This window comes from Stenotrophomonas sp. SXG-1 (assembly GCF_014083965.1).
Classification (GTDB): Bacteria; Pseudomonadota; Gammaproteobacteria; order Xanthomonadales; family Xanthomonadaceae; genus Stenotrophomonas; species Stenotrophomonas geniculata.
Genome location: NZ_CP046588.1, coordinates 2300528 through 2322212, shown reverse-complemented (window position 1 = coordinate 2322212; position 21685 = coordinate 2300528). Strand labels below are relative to the sequence as shown.

At 66.7% G+C, this 21685-nt stretch carries 14 protein-coding genes; 12 read left to right on the top strand and 2 right to left on the bottom strand.

The genetic code is table 11. The features are described from left to right. Positions 1 to 151 precede the first annotated feature (151 nt). Both GOC52_RS10705 and GOC52_RS10700 read left to right on the top strand, forming a co-directional pair. Positions 152 to 1333, top strand: a complete 1182-nt coding sequence (locus tag GOC52_RS10705; protein WP_191851441.1) for a serine hydrolase domain-containing protein — start codon at positions 152 to 154, stop codon at positions 1331 to 1333. Positions 1334 to 1439: 106 nt separating this feature from the next. Then, positions 1440 to 1652: a hypothetical protein gene (locus GOC52_RS10700; protein WP_010485683.1), complete on the top strand. Its 213-nt coding sequence runs from the start codon at positions 1440 to 1442 to the stop codon at positions 1650 to 1652. Positions 1653 to 1748: 96 nt separating this feature from the next. On the opposite strand, the gene GOC52_RS10695 is transcribed toward GOC52_RS10700, so the two are convergent. Beyond that, positions 1749 to 2309, bottom strand: a complete 561-nt coding sequence (locus tag GOC52_RS10695) for a fasciclin domain-containing protein (RefSeq protein ID WP_191849354.1) — start codon at positions 2307 to 2309, stop codon at positions 1749 to 1751. A gap of 423 nt (positions 2310 to 2732) precedes the next feature. On the opposite strand from GOC52_RS10695, the gene GOC52_RS10690 reads away from it, so the two are divergent. The 8 genes from GOC52_RS10690 to GOC52_RS10655 all read left to right on the top strand — a co-directional run bounded on the left by GOC52_RS10690 (position 2733) and on the right by GOC52_RS10655 (position 16363). Next, complete coding sequence (locus GOC52_RS10690) at positions 2733 to 5861, top strand: TonB-dependent receptor (RefSeq protein WP_191849352.1); 3129 nt, start codon at positions 2733 to 2735, stop codon at positions 5859 to 5861. Between the two features lie 130 nt (positions 5862 to 5991). Beyond that, complete coding sequence (locus GOC52_RS10685) at positions 5992 to 6750, top strand: SapC family protein (protein ID WP_191849350.1); 759 nt, start codon at positions 5992 to 5994, stop codon at positions 6748 to 6750. A 3-nt stretch (positions 6751 to 6753) separates the two neighbouring features. Then, positions 6754 to 7776, top strand: coding sequence for a cupin-like domain-containing protein (locus tag GOC52_RS10680; RefSeq protein ID WP_191849348.1), 1023 nt, complete (start codon positions 6754 to 6756; stop codon positions 7774 to 7776). 11 nt (positions 7777 to 7787) lie between these two features. Beyond that, positions 7788 to 9320, top strand: coding sequence for a tryptophan halogenase family protein (locus GOC52_RS10675; RefSeq protein WP_191849346.1), 1533 nt, complete (start codon positions 7788 to 7790; stop codon positions 9318 to 9320). A 162-nt stretch (positions 9321 to 9482) separates the two neighbouring features. Beyond that, the gene (xylB, locus tag GOC52_RS10670; protein ID WP_191849344.1) at positions 9483 to 10976 is read left to right on the top strand and encodes a xylulokinase; all 1494 of its coding nucleotides are present in this window, start codon (positions 9483 to 9485) and stop codon (positions 10974 to 10976) included. A gap of 43 nt (positions 10977 to 11019) precedes the next feature. Further along, positions 11020 to 12354 carry a xylose isomerase gene (gene xylA / locus GOC52_RS10665; RefSeq protein ID WP_049409713.1) on the top strand — a complete coding sequence of 445 codons (1335 nt, stop codon included), beginning with the start codon at positions 11020 to 11022 and terminating at the stop codon, positions 12352 to 12354. A gap of 44 nt (positions 12355 to 12398) precedes the next feature. After that, positions 12399 to 13808 carry a sugar porter family MFS transporter gene (locus GOC52_RS10660; protein ID WP_191849342.1) on the top strand — a complete coding sequence of 470 codons (1410 nt, stop codon included), beginning with the start codon at positions 12399 to 12401 and terminating at the stop codon, positions 13806 to 13808. Beyond that, entirely contained in the window at positions 13805 to 16363 is a 2559-nt protein-coding gene (locus GOC52_RS10655; RefSeq protein WP_191849340.1) for a glycoside hydrolase family 3 protein, read from the top strand. Before GOC52_RS10660 ends, GOC52_RS10655 begins: the two co-directional genes overlap by 4 nt. 8 nt (positions 16364 to 16371) lie before the next feature. On the opposite strand, the gene GOC52_RS10650 is transcribed toward GOC52_RS10655, so the two are convergent. Further along, a complete protein-coding gene (locus GOC52_RS10650) occupies positions 16372 to 17430 on the bottom strand; it encodes a LacI family DNA-binding transcriptional regulator (protein ID WP_019337710.1) in 1059 nt (352 codons plus the stop codon). A gap of 92 nt (positions 17431 to 17522) precedes the next feature. Here GOC52_RS10650 and GOC52_RS10645 point away from each other — a divergent pair, with 92 nt between their 5' ends. Continuing rightward, positions 17523 to 19697, top strand: coding sequence for an alpha-glucuronidase family glycosyl hydrolase (locus tag GOC52_RS10645; protein WP_191849339.1), 2175 nt, complete (start codon positions 17523 to 17525; stop codon positions 19695 to 19697). Beyond that, positions 19694 to 21682, top strand: a complete 1989-nt coding sequence (locus tag GOC52_RS10640) for a sialate O-acetylesterase (RefSeq protein ID WP_425507519.1) — start codon at positions 19694 to 19696, stop codon at positions 21680 to 21682. The genes GOC52_RS10645 and GOC52_RS10640 overlap by 4 nt, the downstream gene beginning before the upstream one ends. Positions 21683 to 21685: the final 3 nt, after the last annotated feature.

Here is a 21685-nt window from a genome sequence, read left to right as displayed (position 1 = left end):
GTCGACCGCGCTGCAGGTGGGCCGGGGCGGCGCCCAGCCCACCTTCAGCACTCAAGCGCGGCATGACTTCAGGCACTGCAGTTTGACTACACATGTAGTCAAACTGCACACACGCTCATTGGACGAGATTGCGATGCCAAGATCCTGCTGGTTGTCCTGCGCCCTGGCGCTGGTGTTCGGCATCGCCGGGCCCACCCAAGCGGCGACGCGTGCCGAAGCCCTTGCCGCGATCGAGCGCAACGCGCGCGCCGCGCATTCCGATGCGGTCCTGGTGATGCACGACCGGGAAACGCTGCTTGAGCTGAAGCCCGCCGCGGGGCAGGAATCGGTTCACCTGATGTCGGCCACCAAGTCGGTCGTCGCGCTCGCCATTGCGTTGCTGCTGGACGAAGGAAAGCTGGCTTCGATCGATACGCCGGTCAGCCAGATCTATCCCGAATGGAAGCAGGGCAGGAAGAGCGCCATTACCGTGCGCATGCTGCTGGACCATACCTCGGGCCTGCAGAACGTGGCGAACGCGGGCGAAGAGCTGGAAGGGGCCCCGGACCTGGTCAGGCTGGCACTGGCCGCCGAGCTGAGCGATGCCCCGGGTACCGTGTTCTCCTACAACAACAAGGCCACCAACCTGCTGCCCGGTATTGTCGAGCGCCTGGCAGGCGAGCCGCTGGATGCCTATGTGGACGCGCGTCTTTTCAAGCCCCTGGGCATTGCCCACTACACCTGGATGAAGGATGAGGCAGGCACCCCGCTGGGCATGGCCGGGCTGTCCCTGCGCGCGGCCGATCTTGCCGCCATCGGGCAACTGTTGCTGGAAGGAGGCGTGGCGCCGGATGGCAAACGTCTCCTGAGTGAGCAGTCGGTCGCGTTGATGACGACCGAAAGCGCCCGTGCGCCAGATGTTGGGCTGCTGTGGTGGCGGGTACCGGCCTGGGAACGCTACCAGCTCAAGCCCCGGCTACAGGATCTGCTGGTGCAAAGGAGGGTGGACGACGACGTGCAGCGCGCACTGCAGGCCAGTGCAGGGCGTGCATTCGAAAGCCGCAGCGCGCTGGTGGCCTTCCTTGCCGATCAGTTGGGCGCGGACTGGTCGCAGCGTTACGGCAGCCAGATCTCCGGGCGAGGGCTGAAGCTTGCCGATCTCTACGACATCACACGGGGGCCGGTCGTCGGCTTCGCCGCCAACGGCTACCTGGGCCAATACATGATGATCATTCCGGAACAGCGTGTCGTCGCAGTGCGCCTGATCCACCGGCGCGAGACCCACAGCGCTCCACAGGACGACTATCCCTCCTTCTTCGCCGATGTCCTGCAGTTGGCGCGGACATTGCAATAGGCCCTGTCGCCATCATGTCCACGCGCGCTGAACATCTTCCTGGAGCGTTCTTCACTGGCGTGCCGCCTAAAGTGGGATGACATCTTGGCCGCACACCTACTGAAGCATGTTTGATTATCAGGACTGGACCTTCCACGCCAATGGCCGAACGGTAGTGGCGCGGGTAGCGCTGGACGGTGAAGGTGGCGGCACCATCAACCGCTACCAGCTGGTGCCGGGACCGGCACAGTCGGGGTTGTGCATCAAGGTCGCCTCCCAAGACGAGGCCGCGCAGAAACTGGAGGCCGAAGTGACGAAGCTGCTGGGACCGGTGTGGTAGCCACTGCGCCATGCCGGCCGGGCATCCGCATGCTGACGGCGGAATGACCGGCCCGGGCAACGGGCATCGCGCCGGATGCCCGTTGCATGAGGACGCTTACTTGGGCATCAGCACGGTGTCGACCACGTGGATGACGCCGTTGGACTGGCTGACATCTGCAACGCTGATGCCTGCCTTGCCACCCTCTGCATCGATCACCCAGAGCTTGCCATCGTGGAGCGCCACGGTGAGAGGCTCACCCTGTACGGTCTTCAGGGTGGCCTTGCCGCCGTGCGTGCGGGCATCGGCCAGAAGCTGGGCCGAACTGTAGCTGCCCGGGACGACGTGGTAGGTCAGGATCCGGGTCAACCGTGCCTTGTTTTCCGGCTTCACCAGCGTATCGACAGTGCCTGCAGGCAGTTTTTCGAAGGCCGCATTGGTGGGCGCGAAAACAGTGAAGGGCCCGGTGCCGTTGAGGGTGTCGACCAGGCCGGCTGCTTTGACCGCTGCAACGAGCGTGGTGTGATCCTTGGAATTGACGGCGTTCTCGACGATGGTCCTGGTGGGGTACATTTCTGCCCCGCCCACGATGACGGTGTTGGCAGCGAAAACTGAGGAGCCGGACGAAACGAGTACGGCGAAGCCGACTGCGGCGGCGATGCGCTGAAGAGCGTTCACGGTGCGTTCCTTTCTGGATGACCCGCAAGCGCGGGCATCTTTCCTACGGCGGGCGAGCGTGACCAGATGCAGCAACGGCCGAGTCAGCAGCTGTTTCGTGCGCTGCCGGTTTTGCTGCGCTGCATGGTGACAACGGCGAACCTCGGTGATTACTCTCCGCTGCAACGCGATGGTAGCGCTACCAGTCGGACGGGGATCCAGGGTCCGGGAGGCTGCCTTCTTTGCCGCGTGTTTGTCCTGGCAGGCTTGAAAAGCAAGTGTAAGTCGCGGCGTGCCCGAGCACCCGTGCTGTTCGGTTTGGAATGCGGGCCACGCCCGTGCGTGCCCCTGGGAGGGGGCGGTACATCCATTCGATCGTATGTCAGAGGGGACTTTCATGAGCACCTGCAGTTTCCGTGGCACCCCGGGCCCGAGGTCCGGTTCATGAGCCGCGCGTTGGCGAAGTTCCGGTCCCGGGCCATGTTCACCTTCGTGGGTGGTGCCCTGGTCATCAATCCCGCCTTTGCGCAGGACGCCGCACCGGCGACCGGGCAGCAGCCGCAGAGCCAGTCGCAACCCACCCAGCTTGATGCAGTGCAGGTCACGGGCATACGCAACAGCCTGAGCCAGGCCATGGATATCAAGCGCGACTCGGCGGGCGTGGTCGATGCGATCAGCGCCGAGGACATCGGCAAGTTCCCCGATACCAATCTTGCCGAGTCGTTGCAGCGCATCACCGGCATCTCCATCGAGCGCCGTGACGGCGAGGGCGCGCAGGTGACCGCGCGTGGCTTCGGTCCGCAGTTCAACATGGTCACGCTCAACGGTCGGCAGATGCCGGGCGCGGACGCGTTCGGTGCCTCCGGACAGGTGGCCATCGGCGGTGTCGACGGCGGCACCCGCGCCTTCAATTTCGCGCAACTGGCCGCCGAGGCCATCAATGGCATCGAGGTCTACAAGACCAGCCAGGCACAGGTGCCCAGCGGTGGCATCGGCGCGACGATCAATATCCTGACCTCGCGCCCGCTCGATCACGCCGGCATCGTGGCCAACGCCGGGGCGAAGCTGGTCTCCGACCAGAGCCAGCCGTTCGACAATGACCTGACACCGGAGCTGTCGGGCATCTTCAGCTACAGCAATCCGGAAAAGACCTTTGGCGTCAGCCTCAGCGCGAGCCAGCAGAAGCGCAAGGGTGGCTCGGTGCAGGCCACGGAGAACTACTGGAACGTGCAGCCGTGGACAGGGTCGATGCCGGGCAACCCGACCGTGGTCAATGCCCCGGCCGTCGGCCAGCTTTACGCGCGGCCCAACGACCTGCGCTACGCGTTCTCCGAATTCGAACGCGAACGCGTCAACGGCCAGGCCGTGCTGCAGTTCGCACCAACGGACAGCCTGACCCTGACCGTGGATTACACCTACTCGACCAACGAAATCACCGAGAATCGCGGCGAGCAGGGCATGTGGCTGCAGAACAGCAACTACACCAACGTCGAGTTCGACACCAGTGGCGCCGTCGCGACGCCGGTATACATCCGTGAAATCGCCGGCACCAAGGATTTCGGCCTGGAACAGCAGCGCAGCATGCAGGAATACAAGCTGGGTTCGCTGGGTTTCAATGCCGTCTGGAATGTCAGCGACCGCTTCAAGCTCAGCTTCGATGCGCACAACTCGAAGAACGAGAGCCGCCCGAATGACCCGCTCACCGGCGGTGGTTCGATCTTCATGAGCATCGCCGGCACCAACAACTGCACCCGTGGCCCGCATTGCGGTGGCTCCTGGGTGCAGGAGTTGAACTTCAACAATGGCCTGCCGGTTGGCACCCAGGTCTGGTATCCCAGCACCGCCGATGCGGTCGCCGGGACCAATGGCGTGGTCAATCCGGGCTTCCAGGAAGGCGAGGTTGGCACGCAGGTGCTGCGCGTCAACGCGCAGACCCAGATCAGCGAGATCAAGCAGGCGCGCGTCGATGGCGAATGGAACTTCGACCACGGCCGCTTCCAGTTCGGCGTGGACACCAACAAGTCCACCACCCACCGCATCCAGGCCGCCGAGGCCTACTCCACCCTGGGTGACTGGGGCGTGGCCAACGTGGACCGGGATACCGCCGCGGGCCTGATGGACCTGCTTCAACCGGTCAGCATCGTCGGCTTGTTCGACGACTACAGTGCAAACAGCTGGCCGGCCTGGCGCGGCAATGCCGGGCAGCTCGCGCAATGGGCGTCGCGCGAGTACGGCGTTGGCCTGGGTGTGAACCCGCAACGCGCGGCCGACAATTTCGTGGAAGAGAAGACCAAGGCGGCGTACTTCCAGGTAGAGCTGGACGGGGAACTGGGCGGCATGCGCACCAACACGCGCCTGGGAGTGCGCTATGAAACCACCGACGTGGTGTCGACCTCGGTCATTGCCGTTCCCGAGTCCATCGAGTGGCAGGCCAACAACGATTTCCGCATCGTGCTGTCCGATGAGCAGCAGCCCTTCACGGAAAAGGCGCGGTACAGCTACATCCTGCCCAACCTTGATTTCAGCATCGACCTCACCGAGGAACTGAAGGGCCGTGTGTCGTTCGGCAAAAGCATCGCCCGCGCGCCGTACGGCAATCTCTATGCAGGACCCGGGGCCCAGCAACCGTTCGGTTCGGTGCTGATCGATCCCTCGTCCCGCGCCAGCGGCAATTCCCAGAACCCGAGCCTGAAGCCGCTGGAATCGGACAACCTCGACCTGGGGCTGGAGTGGTACTTCGCCGATGCCAGCTATGTGTCATTGACCTACTGGAACAAGTCGGTCAGCAACTTCATCGGCAACACCGTCGTCCAGGAAAGCCTGTACGGCCTCACCGACCCGACCTCCGGGCCGGATGCGCGGGCGGCGTTGGACTTCCTGACCAGCGGCGGCTGCGTCGCCCAGGTCGGGCCGGCCAACGCAGCCGCCTGCTCGGCCAACGACACCTCGCTGTTCACCGCACTGGCGTTGCTGCGCAACAATCCTGCCGGCCTGGGCGCCTACAACGGAACCGATGCGCAGGTCCTGGCCACCGAAGCGGCCTACGATCTGTATGGGCAGGCCAACGATCCGCTGTACCAGTTCAACGTCAATCGCCCGATCAACCAGAACAAGTCCAAGCTGCACGGCTGGGAGCTGGGCGGGCAGTACTTCTTCGGTGACACCGGGTTCGGCGTACTGGCCAACTACACGGTGGTGAAAGGTGATGTCGGCTACAACAACGGCGGCGATCCGGGTATCGACCAGTTCTCGCTCACCGGCCTGAGCGACACCGCCAACGCCATGCTGATGTACGAGAAGTACGGGTGGTCGGTGCGACTGGCATGGAACTGGCGCGATCAGTACCTGATCCTGGCCAACCAGGGCTCCAGCCGCAATCCGTACTATGTGGAGCCGTACGAGCAGTGGGATCTCAGCGTCAACTACGCGCTCGATGACCACTGGTCCTTCAGCCTGGAGGCGATCAACCTGACCGGTGAGGATGTGCGGTGGCGCTCGCGCACGTCGCAGATGATCGTCAAGCTGGCAGACCAGAGCCCGCGCTACATGCTGGGCGTCCGCTACAAGTTCTGAGCCTGGTTGCCGACGCGTCCGGCACGGCACCGCTGCCCGCCAGCGGTGCCGTGCCGGGACGGTATCGCCGCACCTGTCGCGCCTGCGCTACCCTGCTGTCCAGCCACCCCGCGCTGGACTGGATATCCTGATGGCCCGCTATGAAATGCTCAACAACATCGCGCATCGGGACCTGAAGGTCGCCACCGGCTTCGGGCCGCAGTTCGGCGATGCGGTGGGCATGGTGCCGGCCTATCCCAGCGAGTTCGCTGAACTGCAGCGTGAGTATCCGATCTTCCTGCGCAGGGAAACCGGGACGGAAGCGTGGCAGTCCGTGGCCCTGCTGGGTTTCGAACAACACGAGAACCTGTTCCTGCAGGACGGGCGCTGGTATGCCTCCTACCTGCCTGGCGCGGCCGCCAAAGGGCCGTTCCTGATCGGGTTCCAGGAGCACTACGTGGATGGCGTGCTCACCCAGGATGCGGTGATGCACGTGGACCTGGACCATCCGCGCGTCACCGCCGGCGCCGGTGAGCCGGTGTTCCTGCCGCAGGGCGGCAACACGCCCTACCTGGACCACATCGCCGGCGTGCTGCGCGGCATCCACGAGGGGAGTGCCTTCGCGGCCAATATGTTCACGATGCTCGACGACTGCGGGCTCATCCAGCCGGTGACGCTTGATGTGCAGCTCGCGCCGCATCACCGCGTGGGCGTGAGCGGATTGCACGGCATTGACCGCGAGCGCCTGGCGGCGCTGGACAGTTCACGCCTGGCTGCGTTGAACCGCGCCGGTTACCTGGAAGGTGCATACCTGATGCTTGCCTCGCTGCATAACATGCGCCGCCTGATCGCCGAGAAGCAGCGCCGTCTCCGCGTCCAGGACGGCACCACGCAGGCGGTCAGGAACTGACCGGTGCACGCCAGCCTGCCGATGCGGATCCTGGGAGGCATCGATCCTGCCGCGTTGCCATTGGCTGACCTGGTGGACGCCGGTGAGCCTGTCGTACTGCGCGGCATCGCCAGCGGTTGGCCACTGGTCCAGGCCGGACTGGGCGGCGTGCACGACGCGATGGTGTACCTTTGCAGCGTCGATGCGGGTGCGCCCATCCAGTACTCGTTCGGCGGCCCCGAGATCGCAGGCCGCCCGTTCTACAGCGCGGACTTCACCCGGCTGAACTTCGAAGTGCGGCGGGGCCTGCTGGCCCAGGTGCTGGAAGAGATCGCCACGACGCTGCATGCGCCGCGGCCGCCAACCTATTACGTGGCCTCGCTGCCGATCGAGCGGGCCCTGCTGCCGGCATTCGCGCAGGCCAACGACGCCGGGCTGGCGAAGCAGGGCATCGACGCCACCGCCAGCATCTGGATCGGCAACCGGGTGACGGCCTCGTGCCATTTCGACACACCCGACAACCTCGCCTGCTGCGCGGTGGGGCAGCGCGAGTTCACGCTGTTCCCGCCCGCACAGATCGACAACCTCTATCCGGGTCCGCTCGATCCCACGCCGGGTGGACAGGTGGTCAGCGTGGTGGACTTCGAACACCCCGACTTCGGTCGGCATCCACGCTTCCGCGACGCGCTGGCGCATGCACGCAGGGCGGTGCTTGGGCCGGGCGATGCGATCTTCATTCCCAGCATGTGGTGGCACCATGTACGCAGCCTGGAACCGTTCAACGTGCTGGTGAACTACTGGTGGCGAAGCTCGCCGGCCTGGCTGGGGGCGCCTCTGGCGGCGCTACAGCACGCGATGTGGTCCGTGCGCGACCTGCCAGCGAGTGAGAAGCAGGCCTGGGAAGGGCTCTTCCGATACTACGTATTCGGCCCCGGCGAGCGCGCCGGGCAGCACCTGCCTGACACGGCGCGCGGGGATCTGGCGCCGTTCGACGAGCAGCGCGCCCGCCGCATGCGCGCGATGCTGCTGGGCAGGCTCAACCGTTGAGAGAGGGCACCGTGTTGGATACCGAGAGCACGCCTGCAGGGCGCATCCGTAAAGTGGTCATTGCCGGTGGCGGTACAGCGGGATGGCTGGCCGGCTGCGCGCTGGCGCATCAGTTCCGTGACCAACTGCAGATCACGCTGGTCGAGTCCGAGCAGATCGGCACGGTCGGCGTCGGTGAGTCCACCGTGCCGCCGATCCGCACCTTCCATCGCTTCCTGCAGATCGACGAGCAGGAGTTCCTGCGCGCGGTGGCCGGTACCTTCAAGCTGTCGATCTCGTTCGAGAACTGGCGGCTGCCGGGGGATCGCTTCTTCCATCCGTTCGGCACCATCGGCCATGGCACCTGGGCGGCTCCCTTCCATCACTTCTGGCTGGACAGCCTGCGCCGCGGCATGCCCTCGGACCTGGGCGACTTCTGCCTGGAGAGCATCGCCTCGCGTGGCGACCGCTTCTCGCTGCACACCCAGCCGCAGGCCAGCTATGCATATCATTTCGATGCCAGCCTGTATGCGCGGTTCCTGCGCCACAGGGCCGAGGCCCACGGCCTGCGCCGGATCGAAGGCAGGATCGCCCTGGTCAGGCAGCACGCACACGACGGCTCGGTGCAGGCGCTGGTGCTGGACGACGGCCAGGTGATCGAGGGCGATCTGTTCATCGACTGCACCGGGTTCCGTGGCCTGCTGATCGAGCAGGCGCTGGGCACCGGCTACGAGGACTGGCACGAATGGCTTCCGTGCGATCGGGCCGTGGCGGTGCAGACCGAAGCGGTGGCGCCGCCGGTTCCCTATACCCGCGCGATCGCCCACGAAGCGGGGTGGCGCTGGCACATCGCGCTGCAGCACCGCGTTGGCTGCGGGCTGGTGTATGACAGCCGCTACCTGTCCGATGACGAGGCCGCAGCGAAGCTGCTGCGCGATGCCGGGGCCCCACCTTTGCGCGATCCATGGAAGGTGCCGTTCCGCAGCGGGCGCCGGCTGAAGGCCTGGAACGGGAACGTGGTGTCGCTCGGGCTGGCCAGCGGTTTCATCGAGCCACTGGAGTCGACCAGCATCCATCTGACGATCAGCGCGGTGGTGCGCCTGATCCAGTTGTTCCCGTTCGACGGCATCCGTGCGTCGCTGGTGAAGCTGTACAACGATGTCAGCCGCCAGGAAATGGAGCACGTGCGCGACTTCATCATCCTGCACTATCACGCAACGCAGCGCACCGAACCGATGTGGAAGGCGTGTCGCGAAATGCGCGTGCCCGAATCGCTGCAGCAGCGGCTGCAGGCGTGGCGCGAGCGCGCACACGCCTGGCAGGACCCCGGCGAGCTGTTCCGCGTGGAATCGTGGACCAGCGTGCTGCTCGGGCAGGGCATCGCGCCCGGTCCTGCCCACCCGCTGGCGCGGGCAGTGAGCGACGCCGATCTGCGCACCCTGTTGAAGGGCATCCAGCAGCCGGTGCAGCAGGCCGCCGCGCAGATGCCGACGCAGGCGGAGTTCATCGGGCAGTACTGCAGGTCCGGCGTTGACGTGTGGCGTTCGACGGCAGCAAACGCGTAGCAGGGTTTTGCGTTGCAGCACGCTTTTTCCGCTGCAGCTGGTTACAGTGCGGCAACACCGGTGGCGATGACGCGAGCGGTGGCAAGGAGGGGCTGAACATCACGCCCCTTTTTTGAGTCCACGGAATGTTAGCGCTACCTTTTTTGATCGGAGGCGGTTTCGATGGGTCTGGTTGCAGGAATCGATGCAGGGACGCAGAGCCTGAAGCTGCTGGTCTATGACCCGCGGAAGCAGGCGGTTGTGGCCTCGGCCAGCGCGCCGCTCGCGCTGGACAGCGGCACCGACGGCAGCCGTGAACAGGCGCCTGCCGACTGGGTGTCGGCCCTGCGCGACTGCTTTGCCCGGATCGATCCCTCGCTGCGCGCTCGCATCGTCGCGCTGGCGGTATCGGGCCAGCAGCATGGGTTCGTGCCGGTTGATGATGCTGGTGAAGTACTGGCGCCGGCCAAGCTGTGGTGCGACACCAGCACCTCGGCCGAGTGCATCCAGATCATGGACGCCGTGGGCGGGTTGCAACGGACCATCGCGTTGGCGGGCAACCCGATCCTGGCCGGCTACACAGCGTCCAAGCTGCCCTGGACCCGGATCCACCGTACCGACGCCTACGCGCGGATGGCGACCATCCTGCTGCCACACGACTACCTGAACTTCGTGCTGACCGGGCAGCGGTTCTGCGAGCTTGGCGATGCGTCTGGAACCGGTTGGCTGGACGTGCGCACACGCACCTGGTCGCAGCAGCTGCTGCGCGCAACCGACCCTGATCGTGATCTTGCCGCCTGCCTGCCGCCCATCGCATCACCCGATGCGCTGTTCGATATCGCGCCTGCTGCGGCAGCCGCGCTGGGGCTGCCGACGGCGGTGAAGGTGGCCGTTGGCGGCGGCGACAACATGATGGCGGCGATCGGCACCGGCTGCGTCACGGAAGGTCGGCTGGCGATGAGCCTGGGAACCTCCGGAACGCTGTTTGCCTACTCCGGATCGCCGGTGATCGATACCGACGGCGCCTGGGCAGCGTTCTGCTCGTCGACGGGGGGCTGGCTCCCGCTGATCTGCACCATGAACTGCACCGTGGCGACCGAACAGGTGGCCCGTGCCTTCGGCTTCAGCACTCGCGACGGCGATGCGCACCTGCGCGCGACGCCACCGGGAGCAGGCGGGCTGGTGATGCTGCCGTTCCTCAATGGCGAACGTACCCCTGACCTGCCGCTGGGCAAGGGCGTGCTGGCTGGCCTGGACACCGCCAATTTCACCCCGGCGCATGTGTACCGCGCCGCCATGGAGGGCGCGACCTACAGCCTGAAGTATGGCTACGACGCCTTTGTCCGCGCAGGCATGCAGTTCGATCGCATCGTGCTCACCGGCGGTGGCAGCAACAGCGCTGCCTGGCGTCAGCTGGTGGCTGATGTGTTCGGCCTGCCGGTGGACGTCCCGGTGCAGGCCGAAGGTGCGGCATTTGGAGCGGCGCTACAGGCGTTGTGGGCGTTCACCAAGGCGCAGGGAGACGCCACCCCGATCAGCGACATCACCGCGCGCCACGTCACCGTCGATCCCGCGCTGTCCGCTCGGCCGGATCCGGACCGCAGCGAAGCCTATGCACGGGCCTACGCACGCTTCCTCAGCCATCTTGATGCCATCACGCCGCTGCAGCACGGCTGATGGCTCCTCCACGACACCCCGTACAACGACAGGAGCACGCACCATGAGCACGCAGCCCTTCATCGGCGCCAAGGAGTACTTCCCCGGCGTCGGCCGCATTCCGTTCGAGGGCAAGGGCTCGGACAATCCGCTTGCCTTCAAGGTCTACGATGCCAACCGGGTCATCGGCGGCAAGACCATGCAGGAGCATCTGCGCTTCGCCGTGTGCTACTGGCACACCTTCTGCAATGCCGGGCACGATCCGTTCGGCCCGGGCACCCGGCAGTTCCCGTGGGAGGCATCGTCGCCGCTGGCCACGGCCGAGGCAAAGGTGGACGCCGCGTTCGAGTTCTTCACGAAGCTGGGCGTGCCGTACTGGTGCTTCCACGACATCGACCTGGCGCCGGACGCCGATGACATCGGCCAGTACCAGAAGAACCTCGCGCACATGGTGGGCCTGGCCAAGGCGCGCCAGGAGGCCACCGGCGTCAAGCTGCTGTGGGGCACGGCCAACCTGTTCTCGCACCCGCGCTACATGAACGGTGCATCGACCAATCCCGACTTCGCGGTAGTCGCGCGTGCAGCCGTGCAGGTCAAGGCTGCACTGGAAGCGACGGTCGAGCTGGGCGGCGAGCATTACGTGTTCTGGGGCGGACGCGAGGGCTATGCGTCGCTGGCCAATACCCAGATGAAGCGCGAGATCGAGCACTTCGCACGCTTCCTGACCATGGCCCGCGACTACGGCCGCAGCATTGGCCTGAAGGGCAACTTCCTGATCGAGCCCAAGCCGATGGAGCCGATGAAGCACCAATACGACTTCGACAGTGCCACGGTGGTGGGTTTCCTGAAGGAGCATGGGCTGGACAAGGACTTCAAGCTCAACATCGAGGCCAACCACGCCACGTTGTCCGGGCACACCTTCGAGCACGATCTGCAGGTCGCGTCCGATCACGGCCTGCTGGGCAGCATCGACGCCAACCGCGGCAACGCGCAGAACGGCTGGGACACCGACCAGTTCCCCAGCGATCTGTACGACACCGTCGGCGCGATGCTGGTCGTGCTGCGCCAGGGTGGGCTGGAGGGCGGGTTGAACTTCGACGCGAAGGTGCGCCGCGAGTCGACCGACCTGGAGGATCTGTTCATTGCCCACATTGGCGGCATGGACGCGTTCGCACGCGGCCTGGAGGTTGCCCATGCACTGCTGACCGAGTCGCCCTGGGAGCAATGGCGCAAGGAGCGCTACGCAAGTTTCGACAGCGGTGCCGGCCAGGATTTCGAGCGTGGCACGCTCAGCCTGCCGGACCTGGCGGCACTGGCCTCCCGGCTCGGCGAACCGCGCCAGGCCAGCGGCAAGCAGGAGCGTTACGAAAACCTGCTCAACCAATACCTGCTGCGCTGAGCGCGGCAGGCGAAGGGCGCAACGGTGCACTCAAGGGGACGGGGATGAACCAGGCAGCAGGCAGCGGTGAAGACACACGACTGATCGTACTGATCAGCGTGGTAGCAACGATTGGCGGTTTTCTGTTCGGCTTCGACAGCGGTGTGATCAATGGCACCCAGGATGGCCTGCACCAGGCGTTCCGGTCCGGCGAATGGATGCAGGGCTTCGAGATCGCGTCGATGCTGCTGGGCTGTGCGGTGGGCGCATTCAGTGCTGGACGGCTGGCCGACCGCCTGGGCCGTCGCAACGTGCTGATCCTTTCGGCAGTGATGTTCCTGCTGTCGGCGCTCGGTGCCGGGGCGGCGGTCTCGTCAGGCTGGTTCATTGCGGCGCGGGTGGTGGGCGGATTCGCGGTAGGCGCGGCCAGTGTGATCTCGCCGGCCTACATTGCCGAGGTCGCTCCGGCCCGCTATCGCGGCCGCCTGGCTACGGTGCAGCAGATCGCCATCATCACCGGGCTCACCGCTGCCTTCCTGTCCAACTACCTGCTGGCGGCTGCAGCGGGCGCGTCGACCGAACCGCTGTGGGGTGGGCAGGCCGCCTGGCGCTGGATGTTCTGGATGCAGGCCGCGCCATCGCTGCTGTTCCTGCTGCTGTTGCTGACCATTCCTGAGAGCCCGCGCTACCTGGTGGTGAAGCGGCGCAAGGACGATGCACTGCGGGTGCTGACCCGGCTGCTGGGCAGCGACAAGGCCCGCGCCACGCTCGAGGAGATCGATGCCTCGTTGTCCAACGACCATCATCGCCCTCGACTGTCCGACCTGAAGAGCCGGGCGACCGGGCGGATCCGCCCGATTGTCTGGGTCGGCGTCGGGCTGGCCTGCTTCCAGCAGCTGGTCGGCATCAACGTGGTGTTCTATTACGGCGCCGTGCTGTGGCAGGCGGTCGGCTTTTCCGAAAACGACGCGCTGCTGATCAACGTGCTGTCCGGCGCGCTGAGCATCGGTGCCTGCGTGGTCACGGTACTGCTGATTGACCGGATCGGCCGCAAGCCCCTGCTGTGGTTCGGCTCGGCAGGGATGTCGCTGTCGCTTGCACTGGTGGTGGTGGCCTTTGCCAGCGGTTCGCTGGCGGACGGGCACCTGCAGCTGCCCGGTCGCATGGGCACGCTGGCGCTGGTGGCGGCCAATGCCTACGTCGTGTTCTTCAATCTGTCCTGGGGGCCGGTGATGTGGGTGATGCTGGGCGAGATGTTCCCGAACCAGATCCGCGGTTCGGCACTGGCGGTCGCTGGCGCAGCGCAATGGACCTCCAACTTCGTGGTCACGGTGACGTTCCCGATGCTGCTGGCCGCGGCAGGGCTGGCAGCCACCTACGGCATCTACCTGGTGGCTGCCGTGATCTCGGTGATTTTCGTGGTCCGGCATGTGCACGAGACCAAGGGCAAGGAACTGGAGCAGATGGAAGGATGAGCGCCATGACATCGCAGGCCTTGGTAATCCGCAGCGGCGCGCTGGTCGCCGCACTGATGCTGGGATTGCTCGGCTGCCGCGGCCAGGACCGGGCTGCCGCCGCCGCAGCTACCGACAATGATCCCTGGCCGAAGGTCGCCTGGCCGCTGGCCGCGGATCCGGCACTGGAGAAGCGCATCACCGACCTGATGGCCGGCATGACGGTGGAGGAAAAGGTCGGCCAGCTGGTGCAGGGCGACATCGCCAGCGTCACCCCCGACGACGTGCGCCGCTACCGCCTCGGCTCGATCCTGGCCGGAGGCAACTCCGATCCCGGCGGCCGCTATGACGCCTCGCCGGCCGAATGGCTGGCGCTGGCCGACGCGTTCTACGACGCCTCCATGGATACGTCCAAAGGCGGCAAGCCCATCCCTCTGCTGTTCGGCATCGATGCCGTGCACGGGCAGAGCAACATCATGGGTGCCACGTTGTTCCCGCACAACATCGGGCTGGGCGCCACGCGCAATCCGGAGCTGCTGCGGCAGATCGGTGGCATCACCGCGCTGGAGACCCGCGTCACCGGCATGGAGTGGACGTTCGCGCCGACCGTTGCGGTACCCCAGGATGATCGCTGGGGACGCACCTACGAAGGCTACTCCGAATCGCCGGAGGTGGTGGCCAGCTATGCCGCCGCCATGGTGGAGGGATTGCAGGGCAGGGTGGGAACACCGGAGTTCCTCGATGGCCGCCATGTAATCGCCTCGGTGAAGCACTTCCTGGGCGATGGGGGCACCACTGACGGCAAGGACCAGGGCGACACCCGTATCAGCGAGTCAGATCTGGTGCGCATCCACGCGGCCGGATACCCGCCGGCAATCGCCGCCGGCGCGCAGACCGCAATGGCGTCGTTCAACAGCGTCAACGGTGAAAAGATGCATGGGCACCGGCATTACCTCACCGATGTGCTCAAGGGCCGCATGAACTTCGGTGGCTTCGTGGTGGGTGACTGGAATGGTCATGGACAGGTCAAGGGCTGCACCACCACAGACTGCCCGGCCACCATCATCGCGGGCCTGGACATGGCGATGGCTTCGGACAGCTGGAAGGGCTTCTACGAGACGACGCTGGCTGCGGTCAAGGACGGCCGGATCACGACGCAGCGGCTGGACGATGCAGTGCGCCGGATCCTGCGGGTCAAGTTCCGCCTTGGGCTGTTCGAGGCCGGCAGGCCATCCACGCGGGCCGTCGGCGGGCAGTTCGCACTGATCGGCGCGCCGGCACATCGCGCGGTCGCCCGGCAGGCCGTGCGCGAATCGCTGGTCCTGTTGAAAAACCAGGACCACGTCCTGCCGCTGTCTCCGAAGCAGCGGATCCTCGTGGCCGGCGACGGTGCCAACGATGTCGGCAAGCAGGCGGGCGGCTGGACGCTCAACTGGCAGGGCACCGGCACCACCCGCAAGGACTTCCCCAATGCGGACACGATCTATGAGGGCATCGCGCGCCAGGCCAGCGCGGCGGGTGGTGAAGCCGTGCTTGCCGTTGACGGTCGCTATGCAGTGAAGCCCGATGTGGCGGTGGTGGTGTTTGGCGAAGACCCCTATGCCGAGTTCCAGGGAGACCGGCCGACGCTGGCCTACAAGCCCGGCAACGAAACGGACCTGGCGCTGCTCAAGCGGCTCAAGGCCGAAGGCATACCGGTTGTTGCGGTTTTCCTGAGCGGGCGGCCGCTCTGGGTGAACCGGGAAATCAATGCCGCCGATGCCTTCGTGGCTGCGTGGCTGCCGGGCTCGGAAGGCGCCGGCATTGCCGATGTACTGCTGCGCGGAAGCGATGGCCGCGTGCAGCACGATTTCAAGGGCAAGCTCAGTTTCAGCTGGCCGCGCACCGCCACCCAGTACGCCAACAACGTCGGCCAGAAGGACTACGATCCGTTGTTTGCGTTCGGCTTCGGCCTGACCTACGCCGACAACGGCGACCTGGCCGCGCTGCCGGAGGCATCGGGCGTGACCGGCAACGAGGGCGCGACCGGCGTCTACTTCGCGCGTGGTGACGCAGGCCCTGGCATGGCGCTGCGACTCGAGGATGCCGCTGGCCAGGGCCTGACCGTGACCCGCGTACCGGACGCATTGCCAGATGACCGGCTGAAGATCACCGGCGTGGATCATCTGGCGCAGGAGGATGGGCGACGCCTGGCCTGGTCGGGCAAGGGCGAGGCCGTCGCTGCACTGCAGTCGCACACGGCGCTGGACCTGCAGCGCGAATCCAACGGCGACCTGATGCTGCTGACCACGCTGCGGGTCGACGCTGCGCCGCAGGGTGAGGTGTGGCTGTCGGTCGGTTGCGGCGCGGGCTGCTCGGCACGCATCGCCATCGGGTCTTCGCTGGCGGCGCTTCCACAAGGCCAGTGGAAGCGTGTTGGCGTGCCGCTGAAGTGCCTGGCCAAGGCGGGCGCCAAGCTGGACGCGATCGACCGACCGTGGTCGGTGGTGACGGGCGATGCGATGACGATCTCCGTGTCACGCGTCGCGCTGGGTGCGCTGAACGAAGCCGAAGTCACCCTCGGATGCGGAGCATGATGCCTGCGCTACCGCCGTCGGGGCGGCGCGGCGACCGAATCGCGTGCGATCAGCCGATGCGGCATCACATGATCGCGCAGCACCGTTGCGTCCGCCGCCGGACGGCGGATGGTGCGCAGCAGGATGTCGACGGCCGCGTTGGCCATCGAGGCGATGGGCTGGTGGATCGTGGTCAGTTCCGGCCACACGGTGGTGGCGGCCGAGGTGTCATCGAAACCCACGACCGACAGGTCGCGCGGCACTTCCAGCCCGCGCCGATGCGCCACCGAGATGGCGGCGGCGCCCATGTCGTCGTTGCTGGCGAAAATCGCGGTCGGTGGCCGGCGTTGGGACAGCAGCTTCTCGGCCGCAGCCAGGCCGGACCGGTAGGTGTAGTCACCGTGCTGGACCAGGCCGGGGTCCACCGCCAGCCCGGCCTCGCGCAGGGCGGTGACGAAGCCGTCGTAGCGGAGCGCACTTGCGCTCAGGTCATCGCGCCCACGGATGAAGCCGATGCGGGTGTGTCCCTGCCGGAGCAGGTGATCGGTCATTTCCCTGCCCGCACTGAAATCGTCGATGCGGACGCAGGACAGGGCCTCGCTCAGGCGCCCCGATGCGATGGCCACCACCGGAATGCCAGCCTTGACCAGTTCGCTTACGGCGGCCTGCGATTCGCACAGGGGCGGCGGCAGGATCACCCCGTCGACGCGTCCGGCGAGCGCGCGCGCCGCCCTGCGTTCGGATTCGGCATCCAGGTTGTCCCAGTAGTCGATGACCAGCTGGATGGCGGAACTGGAGGCGACGCGCAGCAGGCCCACCAGCAGTTCACGCAGGTAGGCGCCGCTGGGGTTGGTGTAGATCAGCGCAATGCGCGTGTGCTGTGCGGCGGCCAGCGAACTGGCGGCAAGATTGGGCGTATAGCCCAGCTCACGCACGGCGCGCAGCACGCGCTCGCGGGTGACGTCGCGCACCTTGCCCTGGTTGATCACCCGCGACACGGTCATCGGCGAAACGCCGGCAAGGGCCGCAACCTCGTCGATCGTCACGCCTGCGGTTCTGCGGCGAACCGATTTCTTCGGCTTGTCCAATGCACGATCCCTTTGTTCTTGGTGGCGCTGCCGCGCGGGTGCGAAGGACGATGATGCGCTGTCCCGGGCCCGGACGTAGTCTACAAAGGCGCATGTTAACGCCGTTGTTGCGCGCTGTCGGCACGCAGCTGTGGGCCCTGCTCGTGCTGCTGGCCTGTGTTGGCGGGGCACGGGCGGAGGATGGCTATGCGCTGTGGATGCGCTACCAGCCGGTTGCCGCAACGGTCGCTGCCGATTACCGGCGGCAACTGGCCGAAGTGGTGGCCCCGGATTGCACGCCGATGCAGCGCGCTACCCGCGACGAGCTTGCGCGCAGCCTCCCTGGATTGCTGGGAGCGGCACCGCCAATGCGAACGGCAATCACTACTGAACGTGCCCTGGTGCTGGGCACGCCGCAATCCTCGACCCTCGTCGCCGCGTACGGCAACGAGATCGCCACGTTGGGCGACGAGGGCTTCCTGATCCGGCAGGTCCGGACCGGAGGGCGCGATGTGCTGCTGGTGGCGGCACGCCAGGATGTCGGCGTGCTGTACGGCACCTTCCATCTGCTGCGCCTGCTGCAGCGTGGCACGTCGCTGCGGGGGCTGGAGGTGCGTGAGTCGCCTCGGGTCGCACTGCGTCTGCTCAACCATTGGGACAACCTGGATCGTTACGTCGAGCGTGGCTATGCAGGCAGCTCGCTCTGGGACTGGCAGACGTTGCCGCAGTGGCGTGACCCGCGCTACACCGACTACGCCCGTGCCAACGCCTCGCTCGGCATCAACGGCACCGTCCTCAACAACGTCAATGCCAGTGCGATGAGCCTGTCGCCGGCCTATCTGGCCAAGGCCGCCGCGCTGGCCGACCTGTTCCGCCCCTATGGCATCCGGGTCTACCTGAGCGCGCGCTTCAATGCGCCCATCGAACTCGGCGGCCTGGCGACGGCTGATCCCCTGGATCCGGCTGTGCGGCGCTGGTGGCGCGACAAGGTCGATGAGATCCATGCGCGCATTCCGGATTTTGGCGGCTTCCTGGTCAAGGCGAACTCGGAAGGGCAACCCGGCCCGCAGGATTACGGTCGTTCCCATGCCGACGGCGCCAACCTGCTGGCCGACGCGCTGGCGCCCTACAACGGTGTGGTGATGTGGCGGGCCTTCGTGTACTCGCACGAGGTTCCCGAAGATCGCGCCAAGCAGGCATACAGCGAGTTTGTCGGGCTGGACGGCGCCTTCCGCCCCAACGTGATCGTGCAGGTGAAGAACGGCCCCATCGACTTCCAGCCGCGCGAGCCGTTCCACCCCTTGTTTGGCGCGATGCCGCGCACGCCGCTGATGATGGAGCTGCAGATCACCAAGGAGTACCTGGGTTTTGCGACGCACCTGGTGTACCTGGGAACGCTCTACGAAGAAGTGCTGCAGGCCGACACCCATGCACGCGGCGAAGGCTCCACGGTCTCCCGCGTGGTCGATGGCTCGCTGGAGGGTCATGCGCTGACCGGTATCGCCGGCGTCGCCAACATCGGCGTGGACCGCACCTGGAGTGGCTCGCACTTCGATCAGGCCAACTGGTACGCCTTCGGCCGACTGGCCTGGAACCCGCAGGAATCCGCGCGCGCGATTGCCGAAGACTGGGCAGCGCTGACCTTCTCGCCCGACCCGCAGGTGACAGGCCCGATCGTGCGCATGATGATGGACTCGCGCGAGGCGGTGGTGGATTACATGACGCCGCTGGGCCTGCATCACCTGATGGCACGCGGCCATCACTACGGCCCCGGCCCCTGGGTGGACGGCGGCCCGCGTGCGGACTGGACGTCGGTGTACTACCACCGCGCAGATAGCAAGGGCATCGGCTTTGACCGCAGCGCCAGCGGAAGCAACGCCGTGGGCCAGTACGCCCCGCAGGTCGCCGAGGTCTATGGCGACCCCGAGCGGGTGCCCGAGTCGCTGCTGCTGTGGTTCCATCATGTGCCGTGGGACCGCCGCATGCGCTCGGGCAGGACGCTCTGGGACGAACTGGTCGGGCGCTATTCGCGCGGCGTGCGCCAGGTGCAGTCGATGCAGGCGACCTGGGCCGGCCTGAGCGACCGGATCGATCCGCAGCGGCATCGGCACGTCGCGGCGTTCCTGCAGATCCAGCACAACGAAGCGCAATGGTGGCGTGACGCCAGCGTGGCGTACTTCCAGTCGCTCAGTGGCCGGCCACTGCCCGCCGGCGAGCGGCCGCCGCCGCATCCGTTGTCGTACTACCAGGCCTTGCAGTTTCCGTTCGCACCGGGGGATGGCCGATGAGCAGGTTCGGAGCGGTCGGGTGTGCGCTGTTGATGATGGCTGCGGCAGTAGTGGCGATGCCGGCCGCGGCGCGGGAAACGACGGGACTGCTGCATCCCCTGTTCAAGGATCACGCGGTCCTGCAGCGCGACCGGCCCATTGCGGTCTGGGGGCACGCAGGCCCCGGGCAGCCGGTTTCCGTGACGTTTGCGGGGCAGGCGGTGAGCAGCCGGGCGGACGCCGCAGGCCGCTGGCAGGCGATGCTGTCCCCGGTCGCCGCTGGCGGTCCCTACACGCTGGAGGTAAACGACGGAACGCGCCGGCAGACGGCGCGCGATGTGCTGATGGGCGACGTGTGGTTGTGCTCGGGCCAGTCGAACATGGAGCTGCCGGTGTGGCGCTCGCTCAACGCTGCCAGCGAGATCGCCTCGGCCACGATGCCACGGATCCGGCTGTTCACCGTGCCGCAGGAGGGGGCCGCGCAGGCACAGGAGAGCTTCAAGGGCGACCCTGCATGGACAACGGCAACCCCCGACAGGGTGCGCGACTTCTCCGCAGCCTGTTTCTATTTCGCGCGCGAGCTGCAGCGCACGGCTGCCGTGCCGATGGGTTTGATCCAGGCGGCGTGGGGCGGGTCCCGGATCGAGGCGTGGACCAGCCCGGGCGCGCTGCGCGGGCAGGGCGGCATGGACGAGCCCCTGGACATCCTTGCTCAGTCTGCCCACGACCCGCAGCAGGCACATGCACGCTGGGGTCGCTACTGGCAGCACTGGTGGGCCACACGCGAGGGCGCACTGTCAGGTGACGCACCATGGCGGACGGATGCCGATGACCGCGGATGGTCGCGCGCACCGGCCACACTGGGCGCATGGGAGCGGTGGAACGAGCCCGCACTTGCCGACTACAACGGCATGGTCTGGTATCGCACGCAGGTGATGCTGAGCGCTGAACAGGCTGCACGCGGCGCGACCCTGGAGCTGGCATCGGCTGACGAGGTGGACGTGACCTGGGTGAACGGGGTCGCCGTCGGCAGCCAGTACGGCGCCGGCGAGAGGCGCTACCCGTTGCCACATGGCCTGCTGAAGGCAGGATCCAACAGCATTGCGGTGAACGTGCTGGACACCTACGGCGAAGGCGGCCTGGCCGGTCCTTCAACGGCACACCGCCTGCAGTTCGATACCGGCGAGCGGGTGCCACTGCAGGGGCCGTGGATGTATCGGGTTGCGCCGGGCCAACAGGCGCCGCCGTTTGCCCCGTGGCAGGCCGCCACCGGGCTGTCGACGCTGTACAACGGAATGATCGCACCACTCGGGGGCTTCGGGCTGCGCGGCATGCTCTGGTATCAAGGTGAATCGAACACCGGCGATGGTGCGGCCTATGCAGTGCGGTTGCGTGCGCTGCGCGAGGACTGGCGACGGCAGTTCGGTGCGCGCACGCCACTGCTGCTGGTACAACTGGCCGGCTACGGCCAGCCGCCGGCTGCGCCCGCCGACAGCGGCTGGGCGCAGGTGCGTGAGGCGCAGCGGCGCGTCGCGGCCGAGGATGCGCAGAGCGGTCTTGCCATTGCCATCGACATCGGCGACGCCTACGACATCCATCCGCCGAACAAGCAGGAGCTCGGGCGCCGCCTGGCGCGCGTGGCGCGCCATGTGGTGTACCGCGAGCAGGGCGTAGCACCGTCGGGCCCGCGAGCGGTCACCGCCGTGCGGACGCCCACGGGCGTCGCCATTGCGTTCGAGGATGTCGAAGGCGCGCTCACCGCGACCGGCGCACTGCGTCCGATCGGCTTTGAACTGTGCGAGGCCAGGGGCCATACGCGCCACTGCGAGTACGCCGATGCCGGACTGGATGCGCGCCGGATCCTGCTGCGCGGCCCGCTGTCCACGCGCGCAACGCATGTGCGCTACTGCTGGGCCGATGGCCCGGTGTGCACGCTGCGCGACCGCAGCGGGGCGCCGGCCGGCCCGTTCGAACTTCCCATTGCCGAAGCCGAGGCCCGACGATGATGA

Bases quoted from the DNA above. Each gene is read 5' to 3' on its own strand.
- GOC52_RS10645 (WP_191849339.1), top strand. From the start codon at position 17,523: ATGTTAACGCCGTTGTTGCGCGCTGTCGGCACGCAGCTGTGGGCCCTG.
- GOC52_RS10640 (WP_425507519.1), top strand. From the start codon at position 19,694: ATGAGCAGGTTCGGAGCGGTCGGGTGTGCGCTGTTGATGATGGCTGCG.
- GOC52_RS10690 (WP_191849352.1), top strand. From the start codon at position 2,733: ATGAGCCGCGCGTTGGCGAAGTTCCGGTCCCGGGCCATGTTCACCTTC.
- xylA (WP_049409713.1), top strand. From the start codon at position 11,020: ATGAGCACGCAGCCCTTCATCGGCGCCAAGGAGTACTTCCCCGGCGTC.
- xylB (WP_191849344.1), top strand. From the start codon at position 9,483: ATGGGTCTGGTTGCAGGAATCGATGCAGGGACGCAGAGCCTGAAGCTG.
- GOC52_RS10685 (WP_191849350.1), top strand. From the start codon at position 5,992: ATGGCCCGCTATGAAATGCTCAACAACATCGCGCATCGGGACCTGAAG.
- GOC52_RS10660 (WP_191849342.1), top strand. From the start codon at position 12,399: ATGAACCAGGCAGCAGGCAGCGGTGAAGACACACGACTGATCGTACTG.
- GOC52_RS10700 (WP_010485683.1), top strand. From the start codon at position 1,440: ATGTTTGATTATCAGGACTGGACCTTCCACGCCAATGGCCGAACGGTA.
- GOC52_RS10655 (WP_191849340.1), top strand. From the start codon at position 13,805: ATGAGCGCCATGACATCGCAGGCCTTGGTAATCCGCAGCGGCGCGCTG.